Origin of the sequence: Nocardia rhizosphaerihabitans (assembly GCF_014646295.1) — a bacterium.
Lineage (GTDB): Bacteria > Actinomycetota > Actinomycetes > Mycobacteriales > Mycobacteriaceae > Nocardia > Nocardia rhizosphaerihabitans.
Genome location: NZ_BMNE01000003.1, coordinates 931,199 through 955,519, shown reverse-complemented (window position 1 = coordinate 955,519; position 24,321 = coordinate 931,199). Strand labels below are relative to the sequence as shown.

Annotated in this window: 29 protein-coding genes and 1 pseudogene; 24 read left to right on the top strand and 6 right to left on the bottom strand. The window is 68.2% G+C overall.

Annotated features, from left to right (window positions below; genetic code table 11):
• Nucleotides 1-1,446: an NADP-dependent phosphogluconate dehydrogenase gene (gnd, locus tag IEY60_RS17325; RefSeq protein WP_189029250.1), complete on the top strand. Its 1,446-nt coding sequence runs from the start codon at nt 1-3 to the stop codon at nt 1,444-1,446.
• A 110-nt stretch (nt 1,447-1,556) separates the two neighbouring features.
• Here the strand turns inward: gnd and IEY60_RS17320 are convergent, their stop codons facing one another.
• Nucleotides 1,557-1,955, bottom strand: coding sequence for a low affinity iron permease family protein (locus IEY60_RS17320; RefSeq protein ID WP_189029503.1), 399 nt, complete (start codon nt 1,953-1,955; stop codon nt 1,557-1,559).
• Between the two features lie 108 nt (nt 1,956-2,063).
• On the opposite strand from IEY60_RS17320, the pseudogene IEY60_RS35845 reads away from it, so the two are divergent.
• From IEY60_RS35845 to IEY60_RS17230, 20 genes and pseudogenes are all read left to right on the top strand, one after another.
• Nucleotides 2,064-2,750 (top strand): annotated as a pseudogene (locus IEY60_RS35845) (energy-coupling factor ABC transporter permease); the annotation flags it as partial.
• Between the two features lie 21 nt (nt 2,751-2,771).
• Nucleotides 2,772-3,161: a PDGLE domain-containing protein gene (locus IEY60_RS35840; protein ID WP_373291729.1), complete on the top strand. Its 390-nt coding sequence runs from the start codon at nt 2,772-2,774 to the stop codon at nt 3,159-3,161.
• On the top strand, nt 3,162-3,923 hold the full coding sequence (gene cbiQ, locus IEY60_RS17310; protein ID WP_189029247.1) for a cobalt ECF transporter T component CbiQ: 762 nt from the start codon (nt 3,162-3,164) through the stop codon (nt 3,921-3,923).
• Entirely contained in the window at nt 3,920-4,639 is a 720-nt protein-coding gene (locus tag IEY60_RS17305) for an energy-coupling factor ABC transporter ATP-binding protein (RefSeq protein ID WP_229739903.1), read from the top strand. The genes cbiQ and IEY60_RS17305 overlap by 4 nt, the downstream gene beginning before the upstream one ends.
• A gap of 89 nt (nt 4,640-4,728) precedes the next feature.
• Nucleotides 4,729-5,103, top strand: coding sequence for a hydrogenase maturation nickel metallochaperone HypA/HybF (locus tag IEY60_RS17300; protein ID WP_189029243.1), 375 nt, complete (start codon nt 4,729-4,731; stop codon nt 5,101-5,103).
• Nucleotides 5,061-5,876 (top strand): hydrogenase nickel incorporation protein HypB, encoded by an 816-nt coding sequence (gene hypB, locus IEY60_RS17295; RefSeq protein WP_189029241.1) that lies wholly within the window; start codon nt 5,061-5,063, stop codon nt 5,874-5,876. Before IEY60_RS17300 ends, hypB begins: the two co-directional genes overlap by 43 nt.
• A gap of 73 nt (nt 5,877-5,949) precedes the next feature.
• Nucleotides 5,950-7,005 carry an NADH-quinone oxidoreductase subunit B family protein gene (locus tag IEY60_RS17290; protein WP_189029239.1) on the top strand — a complete coding sequence of 352 codons (1,056 nt, stop codon included), beginning with the start codon at nt 5,950-5,952 and terminating at the stop codon, nt 7,003-7,005.
• Between the two features lie 12 nt (nt 7,006-7,017).
• A complete protein-coding gene (locus tag IEY60_RS17285) occupies nt 7,018-8,814 on the top strand; it encodes a nickel-dependent hydrogenase large subunit (RefSeq protein WP_189029237.1) in 1,797 nt (598 codons plus the stop codon).
• A 5-nt stretch (nt 8,815-8,819) separates the two neighbouring features.
• Entirely contained in the window at nt 8,820-9,749 is a 930-nt protein-coding gene (locus IEY60_RS17280) for a NifU family protein (RefSeq protein WP_189029234.1), read from the top strand.
• Nucleotides 9,746-10,378: a DUF5947 family protein gene (locus tag IEY60_RS17275; RefSeq protein ID WP_189029232.1), complete on the top strand. Its 633-nt coding sequence runs from the start codon at nt 9,746-9,748 to the stop codon at nt 10,376-10,378. Before IEY60_RS17280 ends, IEY60_RS17275 begins: the two co-directional genes overlap by 4 nt.
• A complete protein-coding gene (locus IEY60_RS17270) occupies nt 10,378-11,025 on the top strand; it encodes a DUF6084 family protein (RefSeq protein ID WP_189029230.1) in 648 nt (215 codons plus the stop codon). Before IEY60_RS17275 ends, IEY60_RS17270 begins: the two co-directional genes overlap by 1 nt.
• On the top strand, nt 11,022-12,356 hold the full coding sequence (locus IEY60_RS17265) for a hypothetical protein (RefSeq protein WP_189029228.1): 1,335 nt from the start codon (nt 11,022-11,024) through the stop codon (nt 12,354-12,356). The genes IEY60_RS17270 and IEY60_RS17265 overlap by 4 nt, the downstream gene beginning before the upstream one ends.
• Before the next feature lie 15 nt (nt 12,357-12,371).
• Nucleotides 12,372-12,491: a DUF6893 family small protein gene (locus IEY60_RS36530; RefSeq protein ID WP_373291722.1), complete on the top strand. Its 120-nt coding sequence runs from the start codon at nt 12,372-12,374 to the stop codon at nt 12,489-12,491.
• A gap of 1 nt (nt 12,492) precedes the next feature.
• Nucleotides 12,493-13,014: a hydrogenase maturation protease gene (locus IEY60_RS17260; RefSeq protein WP_189029226.1), complete on the top strand. Its 522-nt coding sequence runs from the start codon at nt 12,493-12,495 to the stop codon at nt 13,012-13,014.
• 3 nt (nt 13,015-13,017) lie between these two features.
• A complete protein-coding gene (locus tag IEY60_RS17255) occupies nt 13,018-13,260 on the top strand; it encodes a HypC/HybG/HupF family hydrogenase formation chaperone (protein ID WP_189029224.1) in 243 nt (80 codons plus the stop codon).
• The gene (gene hypF, locus IEY60_RS17250) at nt 13,257-15,524 is read left to right on the top strand and encodes a carbamoyltransferase HypF (RefSeq protein ID WP_189029222.1); all 2,268 of its coding nucleotides are present in this window, start codon (nt 13,257-13,259) and stop codon (nt 15,522-15,524) included. The genes IEY60_RS17255 and hypF overlap by 4 nt, the downstream gene beginning before the upstream one ends.
• Before the next feature lie 17 nt (nt 15,525-15,541).
• Complete coding sequence (locus IEY60_RS17245) at nt 15,542-15,886, top strand: HypC/HybG/HupF family hydrogenase formation chaperone (RefSeq protein WP_063002942.1); 345 nt, start codon at nt 15,542-15,544, stop codon at nt 15,884-15,886.
• On the top strand, nt 15,883-16,995 hold the full coding sequence (gene hypD / locus IEY60_RS17240; protein WP_189029220.1) for a hydrogenase formation protein HypD: 1,113 nt from the start codon (nt 15,883-15,885) through the stop codon (nt 16,993-16,995). Before IEY60_RS17245 ends, hypD begins: the two co-directional genes overlap by 4 nt.
• Nucleotides 16,988-18,061: a hydrogenase expression/formation protein HypE gene (hypE, locus tag IEY60_RS17235; RefSeq protein WP_189029218.1), complete on the top strand. Its 1,074-nt coding sequence runs from the start codon at nt 16,988-16,990 to the stop codon at nt 18,059-18,061. Before hypD ends, hypE begins: the two co-directional genes overlap by 8 nt.
• Nucleotides 18,062-18,090: 29 nt before the next feature.
• The gene (locus tag IEY60_RS17230; protein WP_189029216.1) at nt 18,091-18,813 is read left to right on the top strand and encodes a DUF6390 family protein; all 723 of its coding nucleotides are present in this window, start codon (nt 18,091-18,093) and stop codon (nt 18,811-18,813) included.
• Between the two features lie 14 nt (nt 18,814-18,827).
• On the opposite strand, the gene IEY60_RS17225 is transcribed toward IEY60_RS17230, so the two are convergent.
• The 3 genes from IEY60_RS17225 to IEY60_RS36240 all read right to left on the bottom strand — a co-directional run bounded on the left by IEY60_RS17225 (nt 18,828) and on the right by IEY60_RS36240 (nt 20,256).
• On the bottom strand, nt 18,828-19,274 hold the full coding sequence (locus IEY60_RS17225; protein ID WP_189029214.1) for an NUDIX hydrolase: 447 nt from the start codon (nt 19,272-19,274) through the stop codon (nt 18,828-18,830).
• A gap of 293 nt (nt 19,275-19,567) precedes the next feature.
• A complete protein-coding gene (locus tag IEY60_RS17220; protein WP_189029212.1) occupies nt 19,568-20,092 on the bottom strand; it encodes an OmpA family protein in 525 nt (174 codons plus the stop codon).
• A 41-nt stretch (nt 20,093-20,133) separates the two neighbouring features.
• The gene (locus IEY60_RS36240) at nt 20,134-20,256 is read right to left on the bottom strand and encodes a hypothetical protein (RefSeq protein ID WP_268241479.1); all 123 of its coding nucleotides are present in this window, start codon (nt 20,254-20,256) and stop codon (nt 20,134-20,136) included.
• Between IEY60_RS36240 and IEY60_RS35835 the strand changes: the two genes are divergently transcribed.
• Together IEY60_RS35835 and IEY60_RS17210 are read left to right on the top strand one after the other, a co-directional pair.
• Nucleotides 20,255-20,518: a hypothetical protein gene (locus IEY60_RS35835; RefSeq protein WP_229739902.1), complete on the top strand. Its 264-nt coding sequence runs from the start codon at nt 20,255-20,257 to the stop codon at nt 20,516-20,518. The two genes, IEY60_RS36240 and IEY60_RS35835, sit on opposite strands and share 2 nt — an antisense overlap.
• Before the next feature lie 144 nt (nt 20,519-20,662).
• Nucleotides 20,663-21,631 (top strand): hypothetical protein, encoded by a 969-nt coding sequence (locus IEY60_RS17210; RefSeq protein WP_229739901.1) that lies wholly within the window; start codon nt 20,663-20,665, stop codon nt 21,629-21,631.
• A gap of 74 nt (nt 21,632-21,705) precedes the next feature.
• On the opposite strand, the gene IEY60_RS17205 is transcribed toward IEY60_RS17210, so the two are convergent.
• Nucleotides 21,706-22,398, bottom strand: coding sequence for an SDR family NAD(P)-dependent oxidoreductase (locus tag IEY60_RS17205; RefSeq protein WP_189029208.1), 693 nt, complete (start codon nt 22,396-22,398; stop codon nt 21,706-21,708).
• Between the two features lie 139 nt (nt 22,399-22,537).
• Here IEY60_RS17205 and IEY60_RS17200 point away from each other — a divergent pair, with 139 nt between their 5' ends.
• The gene (locus IEY60_RS17200; RefSeq protein ID WP_189029205.1) at nt 22,538-23,398 is read left to right on the top strand and encodes a helix-turn-helix domain-containing protein; all 861 of its coding nucleotides are present in this window, start codon (nt 22,538-22,540) and stop codon (nt 23,396-23,398) included.
• Here IEY60_RS17200 and IEY60_RS17195 read toward each other — a convergent pair.
• The gene (locus tag IEY60_RS17195; RefSeq protein ID WP_189029203.1) at nt 23,387-24,265 is read right to left on the bottom strand and encodes an alpha/beta fold hydrolase; all 879 of its coding nucleotides are present in this window, start codon (nt 24,263-24,265) and stop codon (nt 23,387-23,389) included. The two genes, IEY60_RS17200 and IEY60_RS17195, sit on opposite strands and share 12 nt — an antisense overlap.
• Nucleotides 24,266-24,321 lie beyond the last annotated feature (56 nt).

Genomic DNA, 24,321 nt, shown 5'->3' with positions numbered 1-24,321 from the left:
ATGTCGACCTCTACCGCGCGTGCACACATCGGTGTCACCGGCCTGGCCGTGATGGGCAGCAACATCGCCCGCAACTTCGCCAGGCACGGCTACACCGTCGCGCTGCACAACCGTTCCGTGGCCAAGACCGACGCGCTGCTGGCCGAGCACGGCGGTGACGGCGATTTCGTCCGCACCGAGACCGTCGAGGAGTTCGTCGCCGCGCTGGAGAAGCCGCGGCGAGTACTGATCATGGTCAAGGCGGGCGACGCGACCGATACCGTCATCGAGGAGCTCGCCGCCGTGATGGAGCCGGGCGACATCATCATCGACGGCGGCAATGCCCTCTACACCGACACCATCCGTCGCGAGGCCGCATTGCGCGAGCGCGGCCTGAACTTCGTCGGGGCGGGCATCTCCGGTGGCGAGGAGGGCGCGCTCAACGGTCCCGCGATCATGCCGGGTGGACCGAAGGAGTCCTACGAGTCGCTCGGCCCGTTGCTGGAGTCGATCGCGGCGCAGGTCGACGGCACACCGTGCTGCACCCACATCGGCCCCGACGGTTCCGGGCACTTCGTCAAGATGGTGCACAACGGCATCGAATACGCCGACATGCAGCTGATCGGCGAGGCCTACCACCTGTTCCGGGACGCGCTCGGTTTCGACGCCGGGCAGATCGCGGATGTGTTCACGCAGTGGAACTCCGGGGACCTGGAGAGCTACCTGGTCGAGATCACCGCCGAGGTGCTCGCGCAGATCGACGCGAAGACCGGCAAGCCGCTGGTCGACGTCATCGTCGACGCGGCCGAACAGAAGGGCACCGGCCGCTGGACGGTCAAGTCCGCGCTCGATCTCGGTGTGCCGGTGACCGGCATCGCGGAGGCGGTCTTCGCCAGGGCGCTGTCCGGTTCCCGCGCCCAGCGCAAAGCCGCGGTGGGTCTCGCCTCGGGCGCACTCGCCGACAAGCCCACCGATGTCGAGCAGTTCACCGAGGACATCCGGCAGGCGCTCTACGCGTCCAAGGTCGTCGCCTACGCACAGGGCTTCGACCAGATCGCCGCGGGCAGCACCGAGTACGGCTGGGATCTGCACCCCGGCGATCTGGCGACGATCTGGCGCGGCGGCTGCATCATCCGGGCTCGGTTCCTGAACCGGATCAAGGAAGCCTACGAGCAGGACCCCACCCTGCCGAGCTTGATCCTCGCCCCCTACTTCCGTGAGGCGATCGAGACCGCGATCGATAGCTGGCGGCGCGTGGTGTCCACCGCCACCCTGCTCGGGATCCCGGTCCCGGCGTTCGCGTCCTCGCTGTCCTACTACGACGCACTGCGCGCAGAGCGCCTGCCTGCCGCGCTGACCCAGGGCCAGCGCGATTTCTTCGGCGCACATACCTACGAGCGCATCGATGCCGAGGGCAAATTCCACACGCTGTGGAGCGGGGACCGCAGCGAGGTGGCCGCGGACTGAGCTCCACCTCGGCGGCCGGCGTTGCCTGTGTCATCGAGGTAGTCCGCGGCTTCGGTCGACAGACAGGAGATCACTCCAGCCCGAACATGTTTCGGGCTGGAGTGATCTGGTCACTGGCGCTCTTCGAGCCCGACGGCTTCTCGCAGCCGATCCGCGGCAGCTCGGAGTTCGGGATCGCTGGACGCGGAGGAAGTCAGCAGTGCGGCCAACGCGTCGGCGATGACATTGAGTTTCTCCTGCGCGGACTCGCTCGCGCGGCGGCCGGCGTTTTCGAGCAGCACCACCAACAGCAGGGTGAAGACGCTCGCAACAGTGTGGATGGCAACCTGCCAGGTTTTGAGATCCGTCCACCACGGCAAACTGATCAGCCACGCGGCGACGATTCCGGCGCAGAGGAAGAAGAACGGAGCCTGACTCACGCGCAGCTCGGCCTGCTCGACGAACCGGTCGAAGGGCGACCGGCGATCACGTCCACCACGGCTGCGCGCGGCTTCGCTGCGGCGCTCCATCACCGGAGTCTAATCGCATCGCACCCCGGTCGCATCCAAGCCGACGTCGCGGTCGGACATCCCTTTATCTGTTCACATGGACAGATAAAGGGCGTAGTGTTCTGAGAGGTGAACGGCAGCACCGTGGCAATGCACATGAGCGACGGGATCGTCGATGCGCCGACGTCGCTGATCTTCGCGGGGATCGCGGCAGTGGGGCTCGGGTTCGCGGGCTGGCGAGCGCGGGCTGAACTCGATGAGCGCGCGGCGCCGATGGCCGGGCTGGTGGCCGCGTTCATCTTCGCGGTGCAGATGGTGAACTTCCCGATCCTGCCCGGTGTGAGTGGGCACCTGCTGGGCGGGGCGCTGGCCGCCATTCTGGTCGGGCCCTACCTCGGGGCGTTGTGCGTGGCGATCGTGCTGGTCGTCCAGGCGCTGCTGTTCGCCGACGGCGGGCTGACCGCACTCGGCACCAACATCACGAACATGGCCCTGATCGGTGTCGGTGCGGGATACTTCGTCGCCCGGGCCGGGATAGTGCTGCTCCGCAGGCGGAGCGACACGGGGATGGGTGTTGTGGCATTCGTCGCCGCGCTTATCGGAACCCTGTGTGCCGCCCTGGGTTTCGTCGTCGAGTACGCGATCGGCGGGGCCGCCGGTTCGACGGTCGGGGCGGTCGCGGGGTACATGTTCGTCACCCACACGCTGATCGGGATCGGTGAAGGCATCATCACCGCGATCACCGTGGTGGCGGTGGTGAACGCACGACCGGACCTGGTCTACGTGCTGCGTGCGGCGGAATCAGTATCCGCCGCAGCATCTCCCGCTCGCGCGCGGGTGTCGTTCACCGGTTTCCTGTGGGCGTTCGCCGCGGCCGCGGTGCTCGTCGCGGGCGTGCTGTCCTATGCCGCGAGTTCACAGCCCGACGGGCTCGACGCCACCACCCAGCGCGGGTGCACCATGGTCGAGGTGAATGGCACCGAGGAACTGCATGGTGAGTGCATCGCCCAGAGCGCCGAGGAACACCGGTTCGCCGGTTCACCGCTGGCGGACTACGCGATCGGCGGCAACAGCGATCTGGCCGGTCTGGCGGGCATCGTCGGTGTCGCGGCCGCCTTCGCCGTGCTGTTCGCCGTGGTCCGCACGATCCGGATCGGGCGAAGCGCAACGCGCCCGGCGGCCCGTGCGGGTGAGGTCGCGGCGCGGTCGGATGCGGAGCCGGAGTAGGTGAGCGGCCCGGTCCACCGGCTGTATCTGGCAGGGAGTTCACCGGCGCATCGGGCGCCGGCCGAGGTGAAGATCGTCTGTGCGGTGGTCGCGGTGTTCGCGGTCGTGGCGACACCGCGGGAGTTGTTGTGGCCGTTCGGCTGCTATGCCTTGGGCTTGGTCGCGCTGTGGCGGTGGTGGAGAATCCCGTTGCGCTGGATTGCGCCACGCCTGCTCATCGAGTTGCCGTTCGTCGTGCTGGCGATCCTGCTGCCCTTCGCCGCCGGGGAACCCCGCACCGAGGTCCTCGGGCTGTCGCTGTCGGTGACCGGCCTCTACGCCGCGTGGGGGATCATCGCGAAAGGCACTATCGGCGTGGGTATCTCACTGACCTTGGCCGCGACGACGAGCGTGCGCTCCCTGCCCGAAGGGCTGACGCGGCTCCGCGTGCCGGGCACGATCGTCATGATCGTGGTGCTGATGCTGCGCTATGTCGACGTGCTGGTGGCCGAGGCGGCGCGAATGCGGCTGGCGCGGATCTCGCGCGGCGACGACCCGCGCACACTGCGCCAAGCCGGTGCGACCGCACGCGGCGCCGGCACCCTGTTCCTGCGGTCCTACGAACGCGGCGAACGGGTTCACCTGGCGATGCTGTCGCGCGGATTCGTCGGCGCCGTACCCGATGTCGGCACCCCGCCTGCCACCCGCAGGCAATGGCTGCTCGGCTGCCTACCGGCGGCCGCCGCGATCGCTGTCTGCGCCGGTGCTTGGATGGTGCGGTGACCGAACCGACGACCCCGGCGGTGCGTGTGGTCGACCTGGCCTTCGCCTATCCCGACGGGACCGGCGCGCTGAACGGGGTGAATCTGCAGATCGCACCGGGGGAGCGGGTGGGTGTCCTCGGGCCCAACGGAGCAGGCAAGTCCACGCTGATGCTGCACCTGAACGGGGTGCTCACCGCCACCTCGGGGGAGGTGCACATCGGCGGTGTGCGGCTGGACCGCGACAGTGTCCGCGCCATCCGGCAACGGGTCGGGGTGGTGTTCCAGGACCCCGACGACCAGCTGTTCATGCCGACCGTGGAACAGGACGTCGCGTTCGGGCCCGCCAACTTCGGTGTCCGCGGCGAGGCCCTCGCCGAACGCGTGCGCGAGGCGCTCGACGCGGTGGGGATGACCGATCGGGCCGGCCGCTCACCGGCGCACCTGTCGCTCGGGGAACGCCGCCGGGCCGCGCTGGCCACGGTGCTGTCGTGCCGGCCGGAGGTTCTCGTCCTCGACGAACCGGCTGCCAACCTCGATCCGCTGGCCCGCCGCGAACTGGCCGAGATCCTGCTGTCGCTGCCCACCACCATGCTCGTGGTGACCCACGATCTGCCCTACGCGCAACGGATCTGCGATCGGGTCGTCATTCTCGACGCGGGCGAAGTCGTCGCCAACGGCCCCACCGCGGACATCCTCGGCGATGCCGCGCTGCTCGCCGAACACCGGCTCAGCTGAGCGTTCGTACTCCGCTCGACCATCGCGTCGGCGGGTTGCCGAGGAGTAGCCTGATCGGTGGGTTCATCCCTCGACGAACCGAGACTGCGATGCACGAAATGGCGATCACCCAGAGTGTCATCGACGCCGTCTGCGAACACGCGGCGGGAGCGCGGGTGCACAGCGTGCTCCTGGAAGTGGGCGTGCTGTGCGCGATCGTTCCGGAGGCGATGCAGTTCTGCTTCGAACTCGCCGCCGAGGGAACACTCGCCGAGGGCGCGCGCCTCGAGATCGACGCGGTACCCGGCCGTGCGGCCTGCCGAAGTTGTGGCGCCGAGTTCACTGTGCTCGAACCGATCGCCCTGTGCGAGTGCGGCAGCGCCGATGTCGAGATCAGAGCCGGGCACGAACTCCGAATCCGCTCGATGGAAGTGAGCCGAGAATGTGCGCAACCTGTGGATGCGGCGACGACGCCGCCGCGGTGATCACCCTCCCGCACGAGCACGAGTACGAGCACGAGCACGAGCACGAGCCGCACCGGCACAGCCATGGTCACGGCGGCGATCACGTACACCTGCCGGTGACCGAGACCATCACCCTCGAACAGAAGGTCCTGGCCAAGAACGACCTATTGGCCCAGCGCAACCGTGACTGGCTCGCCGCCCGCGACATCCTGGCGCTGAACATGACCAGCTCACCCGGTGCGGGCAAGACCACGCTGCTCGAACGCACGATCCGCGAGTTCACCGAGCAGCCGATCGCGGTGATCGAGGGCGACCAGGCGACCTTGCTCGACGCCGAGCGGATCGGGGCGACGGGCTGCCGGGTCGTGCAGATCAATACCGGCGCCGGCTGTCACCTCGACGCCGACATGACCTTCCGTGCGCTCGAGTCACTGGACCCCGAGCCCGGCACGCTGCTGTTCGTCGAGAACGTCGGCAACCTGGTATGCCCGGCATTGTTCGACCTCGGCGAGCGCGGCAAAGTCGTGGTTATCTCGGTGACCGAGGGCACCGACAAGCCGCTGAAGTATCCGCACATGTTCGCCGCGGCGTCCCTGGTCCTCGTCAACAAGATCGACCTGCTGCCCTATGTCGACTTCGACCTGGATAAATGCCGGGAGTACGCGACTGTGATCAACCCGCACGCGCAGGTCCTGCCACTGTCGGTGACCAGCGGTGACGGTATGGCGCAGTGGTTCGACTGGCTCCGGCTGCAGCGCTCAGCAACTATTGATGATCACTCACCGGCGACATAGACTGACGTGATCAGGATCACGTCGTAGGCTCCCGTAAGCCTGCGATTACCCGCTTCAGAAAGTGGCACAGCCCATGCCCACCCAGGAAGCAATCAAAGCAGAACAGGCCCTGATCCACGTTCTGTGGATCAACGCAGGCCTCGGTTGTGACGGTGATTCGGTCGCGCTGACAGCCGCGACACAGCCCAGTATCGAGGAGATCGCCCTCGGCGCGCTTCCCGGGCTCCCGCAGATCGCGGTGCACTGGCCGTTGATCGATTTCGAATGCGGTCCCGCCGGCGGCGCCGACGATTTCCTCGAATGGTTCTTCAAAGCCGACCGCGGGGAACTCGAGCCGTTCGTGCTCGTCGTGGAAGGCTCCATTCCGAACGAACAACTCCACGACGAGGGCTACTGGTGTGGCTTCGGCAACAATCCCGCCACCGGTCAGCCGATGACGACCAGTGAGTGGCTCGATCGGCTGGCCCCGAAGGCCACCGCGGTGGTCGCGGTCGGTACCTGTGCCACCTACGGTGGCATCCACGCCATGGCGGGTAACCCCACCGGTGCGATGGGTGTGCCGGACTACCTCGGCTGGGACTGGAAATCCAAAGCCGGAATCCCGATCGTGTGCGTACCCGGTTGCCCGGTCCACCCGGACAACATGTCCGAAACACTGACCTACCTGCTCTACATGGCGACCGGACAGGCGCCGATGATCCCGCTCGACGAGGCGCTGCGCCCGAAATGGTTGTTCGGCGCCACCGTCCACGAAGGCTGTGATCGGGCAGGCTACTACGAGGAAGGCGACTTCGCCGACGAGTACGGCTCCCCGAAATGCATTGTGAAACTGGGATGTTGGGGCCCGGTGGTCAAATGCAACGTCCCCAAGCGGGGCTGGATCAACGGCGTCGGTGGCTGCCCGAATGTGGGCGGCATCTGCATCGGCTGCACCATGCCGGGATTCCCGGACAAATTCATGCCGTTCATGGACGAGCCACCCGGCGGGAAGATCTCCGCGACGGCGTCAGGGCTGTACGGGTCGGTGATCCGCAGCCTGCGCCACATCACCGGACGAACGGTGGACAAGGAGCCGCGTTGGCGGCACAAGGGCGAGAAGCTGGAATCCGGCGCCACCCGCACCTGGTAGGAGGCGATTGGAATGACTGCCATCATCCCCGAGCCGTCACACAAGAGGATCGATCCCGACAGCCTCGTCGAAATGGCCTGGGACCCGATCACCCGCATCGTCGGCAGCCTGGGAATCTATACCAAGATCGATTTCGAGAATCGTGAAGTGGTCGAGTGTCACAGCACCTCGTCCATTTTCCGCGGCTACTCGATCTTCATGCGAGGCAAGGATCCCCGCGACGCGCATTTCATCACCAGCCGCATCTGCGGTATCTGCGGCGACAATCACGCCACCTGTTCGTGCTACACCCAGAACATGGCCTACGGGGTGAAACCGCCGCACCTGGGCGAGTGGATCGTCAATCTCGGTGAGGCCGCGGAATACATGTTCGACCACAACATCTTCCAGGAGAATCTGGTCGGCGTGGATTTCTGCGAGAAGATGGTCGCCGAGACCAACCCCGGTGTGCTCGCCCAGGCGGAGAAGACTCCGGCACCGCATTCGGCCGAGCACGGTTATCGCACCGTCGCCGACATCATGCGCGCGCTCAATCCGTTCACCGGCGAGTTCTACCGGGAAGCGCTGCAGGTCAGCCGCTACACCCGCGAGATGTTCTGCCTGATGGAGGGCAGGCACGTGCACCCGTCGACGCTGTATCCGGGCGGTGTGGGAACCGTCGCGACGATCCAGCTGATGACCGACTACATGACGCGCCTGATGCGCTACGTCGAATTCATGAAGAAGGTCGTGCCGATGCACGACGACCTCTTCGACTTCTTCTACGAGGCGCTTCCCGGCTACGAACAGGTCGGATTGCGGCGCACGCTGCTGGGTTGCTGGGGCTCGTTCCAGGACCCGGAGGTGTGCAATTTCGAGTACAAGGACATGGAAGAGTGGGGCAGGCGGATGTTCGTCACGCCCGGGGTGGTCGTCGACGGAAAACTGGTGACCACTTCCCTGGTCGATATCAATCTCGGCATCCGAATCCTGTTGGGCAGTTCGTATTACGACGACTGGACCGACCAGGAGATGTTCGTGAAGACCGACCCGCTCGGCAATGCGATCGACCGGCGTCACCCCTGGAACCAGCACACCAACCCCAAGCCGCAGAAGCGCGACATGGACGACAAGTACAGCTGGGTGATGTCGCCGCGCTGGTTCGACGGCACCGACCATCTCGCGCTCGACACCGGCGGCGGCCCGTTGGCCCGGCTGTGGTCGACGGCGCTGGCCGGACTCGTCGACATCGGCTACGTGAAGTCGACCGGGCACAGTGTGCAGATCAACCTGCCGAAGACCGCGTTGAAGGGCCCGGTCAGCTTCGAATGGACGATCCCCACGTTCGGCAGCAACACCATCGAACGCAATCGCGCCCGCACCTACTTCCAGGCCTACGCCGCGGCCAGTGCGCTGCACTTCGCGGAAAGGGCGCTCGCGGAGATCAGAGCGGGGCGGACCAAGACGTGGGAGCACTTCGAGGTGCCGGAGGAGGGCATCGGCTGCGGGTTCACCGAGGCGGTACGCGGTGTGCTGTCCCATCACATGGTGATCAGGGACGGCAAGATCGCCAACTACCACCCGTATCCGCCGACGCCGTGGAATGCCAACCCCCGCGACAGTTTCGGCACGCCGGGTCCGTACGAGGACGCGGTGCAGGGCCAGCCGATCTTCGAGGAGAACGACCGCGAGAATTTCAAGGGCATCGACATCATGCGCACCGTGCGCAGTTTCGATCCCTGCCTGCCGTGCGGCGTGCACATGTACCTCGGCAACGGCAAGACGCTGGAGAAACTCCACTCGCCCACCCAGACACTCACCGGGGAGTAACGGTGATGCCGGATCGGCCGGGGGAGCACGACGAGGCAGCGATCGACCAAGACCGATGGCGCGGCGCAGGCGAGCGGATCGAGACCCTGCTCGACGCGAGTTCGGCGGGTGGTGTCGTCGCTCGTGAGCGTGCCGAGCAACTGGTGCGCGAGGTCGCCGACCTCTACGGCGCCGGGTTGGCACGGGTCCTCGCGCTCGTCGGCGACGATGTGCGCGATCGGCTCGCCGCCGACGATCTCGTCGCGAGCCTGCTGCTGGTGCACGGCCTGCACCCGCACGACGTGGAGACCCGCGTCCGCGCGGCACTCGACAGTGTGCGTCCGTACCTGGGGTCCCATGGTGGCGATGTCGAACTGCTCGGCGTGGCCGACGGCATCGTGCGCCTCGAATTGTCCGGCAGCTGCCGCACCTGCCCCTCGTCCTCGGTGACCCTGGAACTGGCGGTGGAGGACGCGGTGCGCGCCGCGGCGCCGGAGATCGAGTCCATCGAAGTGGCTGCCGCGCAACCGGAGTCGACCGACGCCCTGATCTCCCCCGACTCACTGTTCGCGCGGGTACATGCCGAGGCCCGTCCGGTGGCCGAGCACCACGGGAGCTGGATCGCCGTCCCGGAGCTGGGTGAGCTCGGTCCCGGCGAGGTCGGCGGCTTCGTCATCGGCGGGCACGCGGTGCTCGCCTGCCGGGTCGGTGACGAGCTGTTCGTCTACCGCGACCACTGCCCGTCGTGTGACAACTCCCTGGCCGGTGCCGCGCTGGAGCGGCGGGTCGGATTTCCGGTCGGTGACGCGGTCCTGCGCTGCCCGACCTGCCGAGCGCACTACGACGCCGTCCACGCCGGTGCCCGGGTCGACGGCGAGGGCCATCTGGAACCGCTGCCGGTGCTGGTGCGCGCAGGCGAACTGTCGGTGGCCGTCCCGGTGGGGGTGGCCGGGTGAGTTCTCCGCTGGGGGTGCTGCGGCGCCTCACCGTCGACCGTCAGCCCGCCGTGCCGGCGGGCGAACGGTGCGAGATGTGTGCGGAGTCCATCGCCGCCGAGCACCAGCACGTGGTGAATATCGAAGGACGTCAGCTGCTGTGCGTATGCCGGGGCTGCTACCTGCTGTTCACCGACCAGAAGGCCACCCTGCGGTACCGGGCGGTGCCCGACCGGTACCTGCGCTTCCCGGCGTTCACCCTCAGCCACGGCGAGTGGGACGCGCTCGAGATCCCGGTCGGTCTGGCGTTCTTCTTCGAGAATTCCGCGCTGGGCCGTACCGTCGCGTTCTATCCGGGACCGATGGGCGCCACCGAATCCGAACTGCCCCTGGACCAGTGGCGCACGGTGCTCGACCGGCACCCGGAGATCGACGTGGCCGTCCCCGATGTCGAGGCGCTGATGATCCGGGTCCCCGAGCGCGGCACCGCCGGCGCCGCCTGCCTGCTGCTGCCCATCGACGCCTGCTACGAATTCGTCGGCCGGATGCGGTTGCTGTGGCGCGGATTCGACGGCGGCCAGGACGTGCATCGGTATCTGGACGAGTTCTTCGCCGCGGTGTCGGCGCGCGCCCGGCCGGGTGGTGTGTGATGTGTCCGGCCTACTCGACGACCTTCGCGGTGCTCGGCATCGCACCCGAGCCGTACGCCGTGACGCCGACCCTGACGGCCCGCGTCGGGATCGCGGCGCTCGGCGAGGAACCGGTGCACGCCATCGCGTTACGCGCGCAGGTGCGGATCGAACCGCACCGGCGCGGCTACACCGACGAGGAGAGCGCGGGCCTGGTCGATCTGTTCGGGCCACGCGAGCGCTGGCGCGACACTCAGCGTTCCTTCCTCTGGATGCACTGCGCCACCATGGTTCCCGGATTCCACGGCGGCGCCCAGGTCGACCTGCCGATGCCGGTCACCTACGACTTGGAGGTGAGCGGGTCCAAGTATCTGCATGCCCTGCGCGAGGGGACCGTACCCCTGATCTTCCTGTTCAGTGGCACCGTGTTCATCCGCGGCAGCACAGGTTTCGCGGTGCAGCAGATACCCTGGGACCGCGAGGACAAGTTCGCGATGCCGGTCTCGGTGTGGGACGACCTGATGGCCGCGCACTTCCCGAACTCGGGCTGGCTGCGCCTGCGCCGCGACACCCTCGACGCGATCGCCGCCTACAAATCCAGCCACGGACTGCTCGGCTTCGACGACGCGGTGACCCGCCTGCTCGACACCGTCGAGGACAGCTCATGAATACCGAGCCGACGAGAGCACAGGCCAGGGCACGCGCGGTCGCCGACGCGGTGCTCTACGAGGGCTACCTGCTGTACCCGTACCGGTCGAACTCGCCCAAGAACCAGTCGCGCTGGCAGTTCGGCGTCCTCGGCCCCGCCGGTGCCGCCGCGACCGGCATCGGTGAGGATGCGGAACTGTCGGCCCAATGCCTGCTCGACCCAGGCGAGCACGCCTCGATCACCCTGACCGTCCGGTTCCTGCAACTACAGCGCCGCACGGTCGAGGACATCGGGGGAGCCCCGGTCACCGAGCTCGTCACCGGCGGCCGATCGTGGATCAGCTGGGACGAGGCGGTCGAATGCGAGCAGCGGATTGGTCCGCTGCGGCTGACCGATTCGACGGAGCGCCTGTCGATTCCGGCCGGAACCGATCACGAGGCGATCCCCGGTACCGACGGCGCACCGGCCGGGCGGCTGGCCCGGCGGCGCGAGCACCTCGACGGTGAGGTCCACCTGACGGTGGAACCCGACGGGCGATGGACGCGGGTGAGCATCACTCTGCGCAACACCGGTGCCCCCGCCGCCGACCAGCACGAGGCCATCGCCCGCTCCCTGATCGGCGCGCACGTCATCGCCGACATCGACGACGGCCGGTTCGTCTCGCTGCTCGAACCCCCGCCCGACGCCGCAGCCGCCGTGGCCCGCTGTGTCCAGCACCGCTGTTTCCCGGTGCTGGCCGGACCGTCCGGCGACGACAGCATCGTGCTGATCTCCCCGATCATCCTCTACGACCACCCCGAGATCGCCGAGCAGAGCGAAGGGCCGCTGTTCGACTCCACCGAGATCGACGAGATCCTCACCCTGCGCGTGATGACGATGACCGATCAGGAGAAGGCCGACGCCCGGGCGACCGACCAGCGGGCCGCCCAGATCATCGACCGCTGCGACGGCATGACCCCGGAGGCCCTACAGCAGTTGCACGGGGTCCTGCGGGATCCGCATGCCGAACCGGCCGCCCTGATTCCGGAGGTGCCCGACGGCGTCGACTGGTGGGACCCGGTGGCCGACACCGCCGTTCGGCCCGATGTCGACGCGGTCATGGTCGGTGCGGTACGGGTACGCAACGGCACCCGGGTCCGTCTGCATCCGTCGCGGCGCGCCGATGCCCACGACCTGTTCTACGACGGCAGGATCGCCCGGGTCGTCACGGTGCACTCCGATGTCGACGGGCAGGCTCACGTCGGCGTGGTCGTCGAGGACGACCCCGCCGCCGACCTGCACGAATGGTACGGCCGCTACCTGTATTTCGCCCCGGAGGAGATCGAACCACTCGACAGCCAACGAGAATGAGAGAAGGGGTCAGTCATGGCCATCATAGGAATGATCGCGGTCGGGCTCGCGGCGGTGGTCGCCGCCGGCGCCGCGGTACTCGGCGTCCGCTCGATACCGGATATGCAGCGCTATCTGAAGATACGCAGGATGTGAGGTGACGGCACGGGTGCTCGTCGCCGGGATCGGCAACATCTTCCTCGGCGACGACGGTTTCGGGCCCGAAGTGGTGCGGCGACTTCCGCCGCACGGTGAGACCGTGCGGGTGGTCGACTACGGCATCCGCGGCATGCACCTGGCCTATGACCTGCTCGACCCCTGGGACGCGCTGGTGCTCGTCGACGCGATCCCCGATCGCGGCGCGCCCGGCGCGCTGTCGGTCTTCCACGCCGAACCCGATGCCACCGGCGCGGCGCAACTCGACGCGCACGCCATGAACCCCGACGCCGTGTTCGCGAGCGTGCGCGCTCTGGGCGGGACCCTGCCGCCGACCGTCGTCGTCGGCTGCCAGGTCCGCTCGGTCGAGGAGGGCATCGGACTGTCCGAACCGGTCCTCGCCGCGGTCGACCCGGCGGTGGCCGCGGTGTCCGAGGTGCTCACGCGACTGTCCGCAGGTGCGCAAGAGCCCGGCGCCGACCCGCGCGAGGCGCTCGCGCCGTCGAACCGATCGGAGGGGTGAACCATGTGCCTCGGTATTCCCGGACAGGTCGTGGAGATCCTCGACGGCTACCACGGGCAGCTCGCCCTGGTCACGGTCTCCGGCGAGGACCGCAAGGTGAACATCGGTCTGCTGGACGAGGACCCGGTTCACCCCGGCGACTGGGTGATCATCCACATGGGTCTGGCGGTCGAGAAGACCGACGAGGCCGGCGCCGCCACCGCACTGGCCGGGTTGAACCTGCTCGGACGAGGCGAACAGTCGTGACCGCCGACCGGCAACGCCGTCACCTCGTGGTCCGCGGGGTGGTGCAGGGCGTCGGCTTCCGGCCCTTCGTCTACACCACCGCCGCGGAACTGTCGCTGTCCGGGTCGGTGGCCAACGACAGCTCCGGGGTGATCATCCAGATCGAAGGCGCCACCGCCGATCTGGACGAGTTCGCGCGACGACTGCGCGACCACCCACCGCCGCTGGCCGTTGTCGAATCGGTGGAGCAGAGGACCGTGGCGCTCCTCGGCGGCACCGGATTCCGCATCGCCGACACCAGCCGCGACGGCGGCGGCCGCACCCTGGCCTCACCCGACGTCGCGATCTGCGCCGAGTGCGCCGCCGAACTGGCCGATCCCACCGACCGCCGCTACCGCCACCCCTTCATCAACTGCACCAACTGCGGCCCCCGGTTCACCATCATCGCCGAACTGCCCTACGACCGGCCCAGCACCTCGATGGCCGACTTCCCGATGTGCCGGCGCTGCGCCGTCGAGTACGCCGACCCGGCCGACCGGCGCTTCCACGCCCAACCCATCGCCTGCCCCGACTGCGGCCCCCGCCTGACCTACACCGGGCCGGGTGACCCGGTGGAGTCGGCGCGAAACCTGTTGCGCGAGGGCGGAATTCTCGCCGTGAAGGGCATCGGCGGCTACCACCTCGCCTGCGACGCCTCCAACGAGGACGCCGTGGCCACCCTGCGCCGCCGGAAACGACGCGGCGACAAACCCTTCGCCGTCATGGTTGCCGACCTGACCACCGCGCGCACGATCGCCGAGGTCGACGACAGCGCCGCCGCATTGCTCAGCGGCCCCCAACGGCCGATTGTCCTGCTGCCTCGTGGCGCCGACCCGCTTGCCCCCTCGATCGCGCCACGCAACCCCGATCTCGGTGTGCTGCTCGCCTACACGCCACTGCACCTGCTGCTGTTCGGGCTCCCCGGCGACCCGCCCGGCCCGCGGGTATTGGTGATGACTTCGGGCAATCTCGGCGGCGAACCGATCTGCTTCGACGACGCCGATGCCCGCACCCGTCTCGCCGACCTCGCCGACGGCCGGCTCTCCCACGATCGCCGCATCCTCACCCCGTGCGACGACTCGGTGGTGCGCGTCGTCGACGGCATCGAACTGCCCCTGCGCCGCTCGCGCGGCTACGCGCCCCTCCCGCTGACCCTGCCCGTCCCGGTACCGCCGATGCTCGCCGTCGGCGCGGACCTGAAGAACACCTGCGCGGTGGGCGACGGCCGCTACGCGTGGCTCAGCCAGCACATCGGCGACATGGACGACCTGGACACCCTGCGCGCCTTCGGCTTCGCCGCCGAGCACCTCGCGGAACTGACCGGGGTCCGACCCACCCAGCTCGTCGCCGACGCGCACCCCCGCTACCGATCCACCGCCTGGGCGCGCACCCACGCCGAAGGCCGTCCGGTACACACCGTCCAGCATCACCACGCGCACATCGCCGCGGTCATGGGCGAACACGGACTCGGCGTCTCGGACACGGTCACCGGGATCGCGTTCGACGGCACCGGATTCGGACCCGACGGAGCCATCTGGGGCGGTGAAGTCCTGGCCGCAGGCTACAAGGGCTACCGGCGGCTCGCGCACCTGAAATATGTGCCGCTGGCGGGCGGGGACGTCAGTGTGCACCGGCCCTACCGGATGGCGCTGGCGCATCTGTGGTCCGCGGGACTGGACTGGTCGGACACGATCGCCTCGGTCGCCGCCTGCCCCGCCGATGAACGAGCGGTGCTGGCACACCAATTCGGCTCCGGCTTCGGATGTACTCCGACCTCGAGCATGGGACGGCTCTTCGACGCCGTGTCCTCGCTGGCCGGAGTCCGCCACACTGTCGACTACGAGGCGCAGGCCGCGATCGAACTGGAGGCCGTCGCGCGTTCGGCCGACCCCGGCGCCCGCGCTTACCGGTTCGGCCTCGATCACACCGCCGACCCGGCCGTGATCGACCCGGCACCGGTCGTGGCCGCCGTGGTCACCGACGCCGCGCACGGCGTCCCGGCGGCCGTGATCGCCGCCTGCTTCCATCACGCCGTGGCCGCGCTGGTCCTCGACCTCGCCCTGGATTTCGCATCGCCCCCGACGACCGTCGCGCTCTCGGGTGGGGTGTTCCAGAACGCGCTGCTGCTCTCGGCAGCACGCACTCTGTTGCGCGACAACGGGTTCCCTGTCATCACCCATCGTCGACTGCCGCCCAACGACGGTGGTCTCGCGTTCGGGCAACTACTCGCCGCCGGTGCGGGTTGAGCGAAAGGAGAGCAGCGATGTGCCTGGCAGTCCCGGGAAAGGTGCTCAGCTTGCACGAACGCGACGGCACCATGATGTCGGTCGTCGACTTCGGCGGCGTGCACAAAGACGTGTGCCTGGAATACATTCCGGACGCGGCGATCGGCGACTACGTGGTGGTCCACGTGGGCTTCGCCATCCAGCGCCTCGACGAGGAATCGGCGTTGCGCACACTGGCCGAATTCGAGCACCTCGGTGTGCTCAACGAGGAGTTCGGCGACGGGTTCGCCCTCGCCGCCAAACAATCCGGGCTCCCCGATCCCACGGCAGAACCGGCAGCGACCGACTCCGGCGCCGGCGACGACACGGAGGTGACGTCATGAAGTATCTCGACGAATTCAGCAACCCCGACCTGGCGAAGAACTTGCTCGACCAGATCCGCGCGGCCACCTCCCAGCGGTGGGCCATCATGGAAGTCTGTGGCGGACAGACTCATTCGATCATCCGCCACGGCATCGACCAGCTGCTGCCGAACGAGATCGAGATGATCCACGGCCCCGGCTGCCCCGTGTGCGTCACCCCGCTCGAGGTGATCGACAAGGCGCTCGAGATCGCCGCGCAGCCCGGGGTGATCTTCTGTTCCTTCGGCGACATGCTCCGGGTCCCGGGAAGCGAACGCGATCTGTTCCGGGTCAAGAGCGAGGGCGGTGACGTGCGGGTGGTGTATTCGCCCCTGGACGCGCTGACCATCGCCCGGCAGAACCCCGACCGGCAGGTGGTGTTCTTCGGTATCGGCTTCGAGACCACCGCACCGGCCAACGCGATGACCGTCTATCAGGCCAAACGGCTGGGCATCGAGAACTTCTCGCTGCTGGTCTCGCACGTGCTCGTCCCGCCCGCCATCGCCGCGATCATGGAATCGCCGACCTGCCGGGTCCAGGGCTTCCTGGCCGCCGGGCACGTCTGCAGCGTGATGGGCACCGAGGAGTATCCGCCGCTGGCCGACAAGTACGGGGTGCCGATGGTGGTCACCGGCTTCGAGCCCCTCGACATCCTGGAAGGCATCCGGCGCACCGTGACCCAGCTCGAGAGCGGCAGGCACGAACTCGAGAACGCCTATCCGCGCGCGGTCCGCGCCGAAGGCAACCCGGCCGCGAAGACGATGCTCGCCGACGTCTTCGAGGTCACCGACCGCGCCTGGCGCGGGATCGGGGTGATCCCGAACAGCGGCTGGCGGCTCTCGGAACGCTACCTCGCCTACGACGCCGAGCACCGGTTCGCGGTCACCGACCTGCACACCGCGGAGTCCTCGATCTGCCGCTCCGGCGAGGTGCTGCAGGGGCTGATCAAGCCGCACGAATGCGCCGCTTTCGGCAAGCAGTGCACACCGCGGAACCCGTTGGGGGCCACCATGGTCTCCTCCGAAGGCGCCTGCGCGGCCTACTACCTGTACCGGCGCCTCGACCTGCCCGCGGAGGTGGCTCATGCGTGAGGACAACGCGGCGGCCGGGCTCGACATGGACAGCTGGGTGTGCCCCATGCCGCTGCGCGACTCACCGAACATCGTGATGGGTCACGGTGGCGGGGGAGCGATGTCGGGTGAGCTGATCGAGCACCTGTTCCTGCCCGCGTTCGGCTCCGCCGCCGAGGCGGGCATGGGTGATTCGGCGGTGCTCACCCTCGGCGGCGTGCGGCTGGCGTTCTCGACCGACTCCTTCGTCGTGAAACCCCTGGCGTTCCCGGGTGGGTCGATCGGGGACCTGGCCGTCAACGGCACCGTCAACGACCTGGCCATGGCGGGCGCGCGGCCGATGGTGCTGTCCACGGCGTTCATCCTCGAAGAAGGCACCGCGCTCGCCGAGATCGCCCGGGTCGCCGAGGCCGTCGGCACCGCCGCCCTCGCGGCGGGCGTCAAGCTGGTCACCGGCGACACCAAGGTGGTCGACTCCGGCCACGGCGACGGCATCTTTATCAACACCGCGGGCATCGGCATCGTCGACGAGGGTGTCGACATCCGTCCGCAGCGGGCCCGTCCCGGTGATGTCGTACTCGTCAGCGGTGACATCGGGGTGCACGGCGTCGCGGTGATGAGCTGCCGTGAAGGTCTCGAGTTCGGCACCACCGTGTGCAGTGACACGGCGCCGCTCAACGGCCTGGTCGCCGCGATGCTGGCCACCGGCGCCGACGTGCACGTGCTGCGCGACCCGACCCGCGGCGGGGTCGCGGCGACGCTCAACGAGATCGCCGGCGTCGCGAAAATCGGTGTGGCACTGGATGAACGGAAGTTGCCCGTGCCCGACGCGGTCCGCGACGCGTGTGGGCTGCTCGGGCTCGATCCGATGTATGTGGCCAACGAGGGCAAGCTGATCGCCTTCGTCACCCCCGACGACGCCGACCGAGTGCTCGCGGCCATGCGGGCCCACCCGCTGGGTGCCCGAGCCGAAGCCATCGGGGTGTGCGTCGAGGACCATCCCGGCATGGTGGTCGCCCGCACCGCCCTGGGCGGCACCCGGGTGGTGGATCTGCCCGCCGGAGAACAACTGCCACGGATCTGCTGACAGGAGGCGCGATCATCGACGGGACCGAGATGTTCGCCCGCTACGCCTACGCGCCCAACCAGCTCGGCTACTGCGGTCCCGCCGATGCGCGGGCGTTGCACAACGGGTCATCCGCCGACATCCGCGCACTGGCGCGGCAGTTCTCCGGGGCCTGGCCCTACCTGCGGGCCATGTCGCGACTGACCGGCATCACCGATCCGCTCGACCGTCGCCTCGTCGAGTCCTATTGGCTCGGTGGCGGGATCGGCGCCGACCTCGACGCCGACGCGTTCACCACCGAACTGCTCGCGATCATCGGTCCGATGGCCGGGCACTACTGGTCGTACCTGAACGCCGACCTCGCCGAGGAAGCCGCCGCCAACCACGGATTCCACGTCTTCGGCGTGTATCCGTGGACCCGGCTGCTCGGCCGCGGCGCCGACGAACACCCGATCCGTATCCTGGACAGCTGTCGCATCACCTGGGGCACCGTGGTGGCCCGCGACGGCGGCGCCGCGTCGGTCCGCTGTCGGCGGTTGGTGCTGGACGGTCCGCTGCTGCGGTTGTCCGCCCCGGCGCTGCAGCGCGCCGAGGTGGACGACCAGCACCTCGCGACCGAGGTGACTGTCGGCGACCAGGTGGCGGTGCACTGGGGGCGCGTGTGCGGCCGCCTCGATGCCGGGCAGGCGCGGGCGCTGGCCATCAGTACCGCTCGACAACTACAGGTAACCAATCGACGGTTGACCGACACCCTGCGAAACGTTCGACCCTAGCCCGATACGGGATGTCAGGGGTGCACGAGATTGCGGTAGTTCTCGAGGATGCGGCGGATGGATGACGTCACCGGCAGATCACCGTCGAGTGGTGCCCAGACGTAACGGGCATGGACGGAGAGCCGGATCGGCTCGGTCGCCGCGACATCCACAGCGAAATGCAAGCGGCGGACCGGGCGGGCGTCGGGGGACAGGTAGTCGAAATCCCCGACATGGTGCCGAATCCCGGTGACGGCCAGGCCCGTTTCCTCGTGCACGCCCCGGACGACCGCCTCGGCGAGGGGTTCCCTCGGCAGCACCGTGGTACCGGGAAGCTTCAGCGTGGCCTTGATCGGGCCGGTGTCGTGGCGTGCGAGTAGTAGGACCTGTCCACCGCGATCGATGATCACGCCGACCCGTGGTGCGGTACCGTCGATTTCAGCTCGACGCGACAGTTCCTCGAACTCCAACTCGGATACCACCAGGACTCACCGACTTTCGACTCCGACACCGATCACCACCGCCGCCGGATTCGACGACTGTGGTCGGTGATTACCGTACGTCTCGCGCACCAAGGGCGTGGGCGAATCAGGACGCAAGATTGCGAAGTCGTGACCGAGCCCACGCACTCGGATCCGGCCCGAATGAGATCCTGCGCACGAACGAGCGCCGTTCGGCCCGAGTTCATCCGCGCCTGCGGCTGCGCAGGTGCGCCGAGAGGCGTTGGCGTCTTGGCGTGCGATCCGGGTGGGCGCTGGGTTGGTGACGTCCTGTCCTATCCGTCGACGACCGTGATCTTGGCCTGATCGGGATCGACCTGCGGGTCCGAGGGATTCGCATCGGACTTCACCGTGAGGCGCGACTTGTCGATGCCGTCGGCCTCGAGCTCGGCCGCGATGTTGTCACCGCGGGCTTCGGCCAGAGATTTGGCGGTGGCCACATTCGAATCCTGGGCGTAGGTCGTGATTTCTATCTTGGTGTCGTTCCCCTGCAAGGCGGCCGCAACCGCTGTGAGGGTGACGGTGTCGGTCGTGCCGAGGTCGGAACTGCCCGGGGCGAAGGAGATCGGGGCGGCAACCAAGATCGTGTTGATCGCATCCTGAACCGTTTGCTGCACGTTCTCGCGCAGGGAACTCACCGCCGCGGACGCCGTTGCGGCGATGCTGCTCTGCAGAGTGTCGACCTGGGCGGTCGGGGTGGTTGTCGGCGTGGATGTGGTGTCGTCGGAGTTACACGCCGCGGTCATCAGCACAACCGCCGCGATCGACGCTATCCCATAGACACTGCTCTCGAGCTTCACTGGAATCTCCTGGTCTGTGAATGTCGGACAGCGGGTCGTGCTCACTTCGATGACGCCGAAGCCTGGCTCGGCGGCTTGATCGGCGTGCCGACCCGTCCCATCGTCGCTGCGGCGACCTCAGCGTCGATCGACAGCACCGGGCCCAGAACTGGAGTCGATCCCATGGGCGAATCGTGCACCGCCTCCAGTCCGCGCGCTTCACCCGAATCGGGTGAATCCAGAGGGCCGGCGTTTCGGTCGCTTGTCGGCGCACATACCTACGAGCGCGTCGACGCTGAGGACAAATTCCACACCGCCGGCCGTTCTCCCGAGGGCCTGCCGGTGGGAGTGCATCTCATCGGACCGATGTTCGAGGACCGCACCGTCTTGCGGCTGGCCGAACTTCTCGAGCAGGAGATCGGCGGCTTCCGACCGGTATTTCCGTAGATTGCACCGCCCGACCTGGAGAAAGTCCACTACGAGGTGTGCCGGGTTGTCAGCGATCCGATTCGGGAGCGCGGCGTCGGGTATGCGCGACATGGTGTCGCCGTGCTCGGGTGGCATCGCTGACACCCGTAAGAGGAGGTCGAGTTGGATATCGAACGAGGTAACACCAAGCATGGACCCGCTCACGACGAGGAGCTGGCCGAGGAGCTGGACAGGGCTCTCCGAGGTACGGGTCGTGTCGAGGACTGGCGAGAACCGGAACCGCTCTCCGACGACGACACCGAGACCGACATCCGCTCCGACTACCGCAAACGCGGGTTCCCCGACCCTGCTGCCGCGCAGTCTCCTCCGGCCGCGCAGGCGAAGGTCGACGGCGATGATCGCAGGTCAGCACCACTGATCGAAATACGCGGGCTCACCGACCTGCCGAACGCCGTCGTCGCCGCGGCCTTTCAGACCGCGGCGCGCGTGCGCCACGCACGGGTGTTTCATCCGCGGGGAATTCGCCTCGCCGGGCGGTTCCGGCCCACGCAGAAGTACGAGCCGTGGTTCGGTGCGGGCGATCGGGCGGTGATCGCGCGACTGTCGAAGGGACTCGGTAGTCCGGTCGGGGTGCCCGATGTCCTCGGGTTGGCCTTTCGGGTGCTGGACCGCGACGATCACCCGTGGGACTTCGCCTTGGCGACCACCGGTCGCGGCACCCTCGGCCGATTCGTCTTCACCCCTGCGCGCGGCTGGTCCACCGCCTGTTTCGGCTCGCTGCTGCCGTACCGGTTCGGCGACGCGTCACCGGCGTGGCTGTTCGCCGAGCCGCTGGACGCCGAGGCTCTGCCGAACACGGCATCCTTGCAAGCAGTCGGTGACTACCTCGACGGCCAGGTGATTCGCTACACCCTCACCGCTGACGGGCTCGGCAGTCCCGCCGAGACCATCGGTGAGCTGGATCTGCGCCGCGCCGAACCGGGTGAGCACCGCACCGACTTCTTCGACCCGGTCCTGAACCATCCCGCCGAGGTGGCCCTGGTCCCGAACGTGGTCAACCGGATCCGCGAGAGCGCCTACACCGGAAGCCGGCGCGGTCGGGATGACGAGGGGTCACAGCCGCCTGCCTGAGCGGAACGTGGCGTAGGCGACGATGCGGTCGCGGAACCACCCGCCGGAATCCCTGGACATCGGATGGCCGACGCCTACCAGCGAAGTTCGCCGGCCTCGTCCTGGAGGGTCCCGGTGGGTCCGTCCGCGCCGATCGTCGCCAGCCGCACAACGGTTCCGGCGCTTTCCTCGACAGGCCGCCCACCTCCCATGCCCAGGGCCGCCGTCATGTCGGTGTCGGTGAAGCCGGGCTCCAACGCATTGAACTTGATGCCGGGCTCGGCCTTGGCGTACTGCACCATGAGCATGGTCGCGGCCGACTTGGACGCCGCGTAGAGCGTCGCAGGCAGCCCGAACTCCGGCCTGTCGGGATTGGTCACCGCCCAGAACGATCCGGCGCTGCTGGAGACCGTGACGACGACAGGATGCTGCGACGTGCGCAGCAGCGGGAGTGCCGCCTCCGTGACCCGGACGACGCCGACAGCGTTGGTGTCGAACACACGCAGAGCCGTCGGGCCGTCGACGATCCCGCCGCCGGAGATACCCGCATTGTGAATCAGCACGTCCAGACGACCCTCGACCGAGCCGATGGTCGCCAACGCCGCCGTCACCGACGCGTCGTCGGTCACGTCGAGCTGGACGAACCGCGCACCCAGCTCGGCCGCGGCCTTCTCACCGCGCTCGACGTCGCGGGCCCCGATGTAGACGGTGTGACCGAGGTGGATCAGTTGTCTGGCGGTCTCGTAGCCGATGCCCTTGTTGGCTCCGGTGATCAGCGTGACGGTCATAGTGCTTCCCTTCCGATATCCATTGCCCGGGTGGGCATCAAGGACGCTATGGGCGACCGCTCCCGCCAGGCAGCGCCCCTTCGGTCCCAGGGTGTGACAGGGCCCCTTTGTACCGGCGCCTGAGCTCTACGCTGGTGCCATGACGAACCGGCCGAACACCTTGGGCGAGTACCTCCGTGCACGCCGCGGACTCGTGACGCCGCAACAGGCCGGCATTCCCGAACTCGGCGTGCGGCGGGTGCCCGGCCTGCGACGGGAAGAAGTCGCCATGCTGGCCGGCATCAGCGCCGACTACTACCTACGCCTCGAGCGCGGCCGCGACCGCAACCCCTCGACACAGGTCCTCGAGTCGATCGCGCGAGTGCTGCGTCTCGACGACGACCACATCGCGTACCTCATGACGCTGGCGGCCGACAAGCCCCGCCGGAGCCGACGACGTCCCCGCAAGGAGACCGTGCCGCCCGGCATGGTGCAGCTCTTGGCATCCCTGGCGCAGCCTGCCTACATCGAGGGGCGCTACTTCGACATCCTGGCCTCCAACTCGCTGGCCGCAGCGCTCTCGCCCCGCTTCACCGTCGGCGGCAATCAGCTCAGGGACATGTTCCTCGACCCAGCCGAGCAGGCCCTGTACCCCGACTGGAAGAACTCCACGCAGTGCCTCATCGCCAACCTGCGCCAGTCCGTCGGCACCGATATCGACGACCCGCGCTTCATCGAGCTCGCCGGCGAGCTCTCACTCGCGAGCCCTCGGTTCCGCGAGCTGTGGGCCCGGCACGACGTGAAGGGACAGTACGGATCGCCCATGCGATTCGACCACCCTCAGGTCGGTGAGTTGACGCTCAACCGGGAGCGGCTCAGCATCGGTGAGGCCGACGACCTCAAACTCGTCGTCTTCCACCCCGACCCCGACACCGTGCATGCCGACAAACTTGCCCTGCTGGCGTCCGCGGCCCTGCCCCCATCGACCACCAGCCACCATCGCGAACCATCAAGCGCGTGACACTGCGTTGTCGAGGACTCCGTGGAGGGTATGGGCGAAAGCCTCCGGTTGGCCCGGGTAGCCGGACTCGGGGCCGGTGAAGCCGCCGTGATGGCTGGGGAAGAGGACCGGCTGCTGACCGAGTCGGTCGGCGAGCGCCGTCGAGGTGCGTTCGGTGACCGTCCCCGTCGACTCCTCGCCGTAGCCGATGACGATCCGGGGCGGTGCCGCGACGAGAGCGGCGATGTCGGCGCGGTAGTCGAGGACCGGCCGGGACCGCTCCGACAGCAGCGGGTGGCCGCGGGAACCGTCGTCCTCGGCCGGCAGGCCGAACATCGCGGGATCCGTGGCGGGCGCCGCGAAATAGTCGTCGGTGAATTCGCCGTGCCAGGATGTCATCGCGATGAAGGCCGCCATGCCCGCGCCGAAGCCGTTCGCCGCATAGGCGTCGCGATACCCGGCCGCCGCACGGTCGGCCGCCGCGGCATCGGGGAGCACGGACAGCAGCGGCGGTTCATGCGCCACCAAGGTGGTCACGTCATCGGGGTGGGCGCTCACGAGCGCGAGCGCGACGATGGCCCCGCCGCTACTGGCGAAGATCTCGACCGGGCCGGAGCCGAGGACCTCGATGACGGCGTGGACATCCTCGGCGTGGACGGTGGGGACGTTGTCGACCTGGTCGTCGGTGCGGACGCTGCGGCCGAGTCCGCGCGGGTCGTAGGTGACGACCGTGCGATCGGGGAAATGCGAGGCGAGGGCGGTAAATCCGCTCGCGTGCATCGGGAGCCCGATCATGAGCAGTGGCGGCCGCCCATCGGCGGTCGGGAGTGGACCCTGGACGTCGTAGGTGAGCGTTGCGCCGGGGGTTTCGAGCTTGTGTGTCGTCATGCTGGTACCGACGTGTCCGGAGGCGAGAATTCATCGGCGGGTGGCGGATCGGTCGG

Bases quoted from the DNA above. Each gene is read 5' to 3' on its own strand.
- gnd (WP_189029250.1), top strand. From the start codon at position 1: ATGTCGACCTCTACCGCGCGTGCACACATCGGTGTCACCGGCCTGGCC.
- IEY60_RS17320 (WP_189029503.1), bottom strand. From the start codon at position 1,955: ATGGAGCGCCGCAGCGAAGCCGCGCGCAGCCGTGGTGGACGTGATCGC.
- IEY60_RS17300 (WP_189029243.1), top strand. From the start codon at position 4,729: ATGCACGAAATGGCGATCACCCAGAGTGTCATCGACGCCGTCTGCGAA.
- hypB (WP_189029241.1), top strand. From the start codon at position 5,061: ATGTGCGCAACCTGTGGATGCGGCGACGACGCCGCCGCGGTGATCACC.
- IEY60_RS17290 (WP_189029239.1), top strand. From the start codon at position 5,950: ATGCCCACCCAGGAAGCAATCAAAGCAGAACAGGCCCTGATCCACGTT.
- IEY60_RS17285 (WP_189029237.1), top strand. From the start codon at position 7,018: ATGACTGCCATCATCCCCGAGCCGTCACACAAGAGGATCGATCCCGAC.
- IEY60_RS17280 (WP_189029234.1), top strand. From the start codon at position 8,820: ATGCCGGATCGGCCGGGGGAGCACGACGAGGCAGCGATCGACCAAGAC.
- IEY60_RS17270 (WP_189029230.1), top strand. From the start codon at position 10,378: ATGTGTCCGGCCTACTCGACGACCTTCGCGGTGCTCGGCATCGCACCC.
- IEY60_RS17265 (WP_189029228.1), top strand. From the start codon at position 11,022: ATGAATACCGAGCCGACGAGAGCACAGGCCAGGGCACGCGCGGTCGCC.
- IEY60_RS36530 (WP_373291722.1), top strand. From the start codon at position 12,372: ATGGCCATCATAGGAATGATCGCGGTCGGGCTCGCGGCGGTGGTCGCC.
- IEY60_RS17255 (WP_189029224.1), top strand. From the start codon at position 13,018: ATGTGCCTCGGTATTCCCGGACAGGTCGTGGAGATCCTCGACGGCTAC.
- IEY60_RS17245 (WP_063002942.1), top strand. From the start codon at position 15,542: ATGTGCCTGGCAGTCCCGGGAAAGGTGCTCAGCTTGCACGAACGCGAC.
- hypD (WP_189029220.1), top strand. From the start codon at position 15,883: ATGAAGTATCTCGACGAATTCAGCAACCCCGACCTGGCGAAGAACTTG.
- hypE (WP_189029218.1), top strand. From the start codon at position 16,988: ATGCGTGAGGACAACGCGGCGGCCGGGCTCGACATGGACAGCTGGGTG.
- IEY60_RS17230 (WP_189029216.1), top strand. From the start codon at position 18,091: ATGTTCGCCCGCTACGCCTACGCGCCCAACCAGCTCGGCTACTGCGGT.
- IEY60_RS35835 (WP_229739902.1), top strand. From the start codon at position 20,255: ATGGGCGAATCGTGCACCGCCTCCAGTCCGCGCGCTTCACCCGAATCG.
- IEY60_RS36240 (WP_268241479.1), bottom strand. From the start codon at position 20,256: ATGGGATCGACTCCAGTTCTGGGCCCGGTGCTGTCGATCGACGCTGAG.
- IEY60_RS17205 (WP_189029208.1), bottom strand. From the start codon at position 22,398: ATGACCGTCACGCTGATCACCGGAGCCAACAAGGGCATCGGCTACGAG.
- IEY60_RS17200 (WP_189029205.1), top strand. From the start codon at position 22,538: ATGACGAACCGGCCGAACACCTTGGGCGAGTACCTCCGTGCACGCCGC.
- IEY60_RS17195 (WP_189029203.1), bottom strand. From the start codon at position 24,265: ATGACGACACACAAGCTCGAAACCCCCGGCGCAACGCTCACCTACGAC.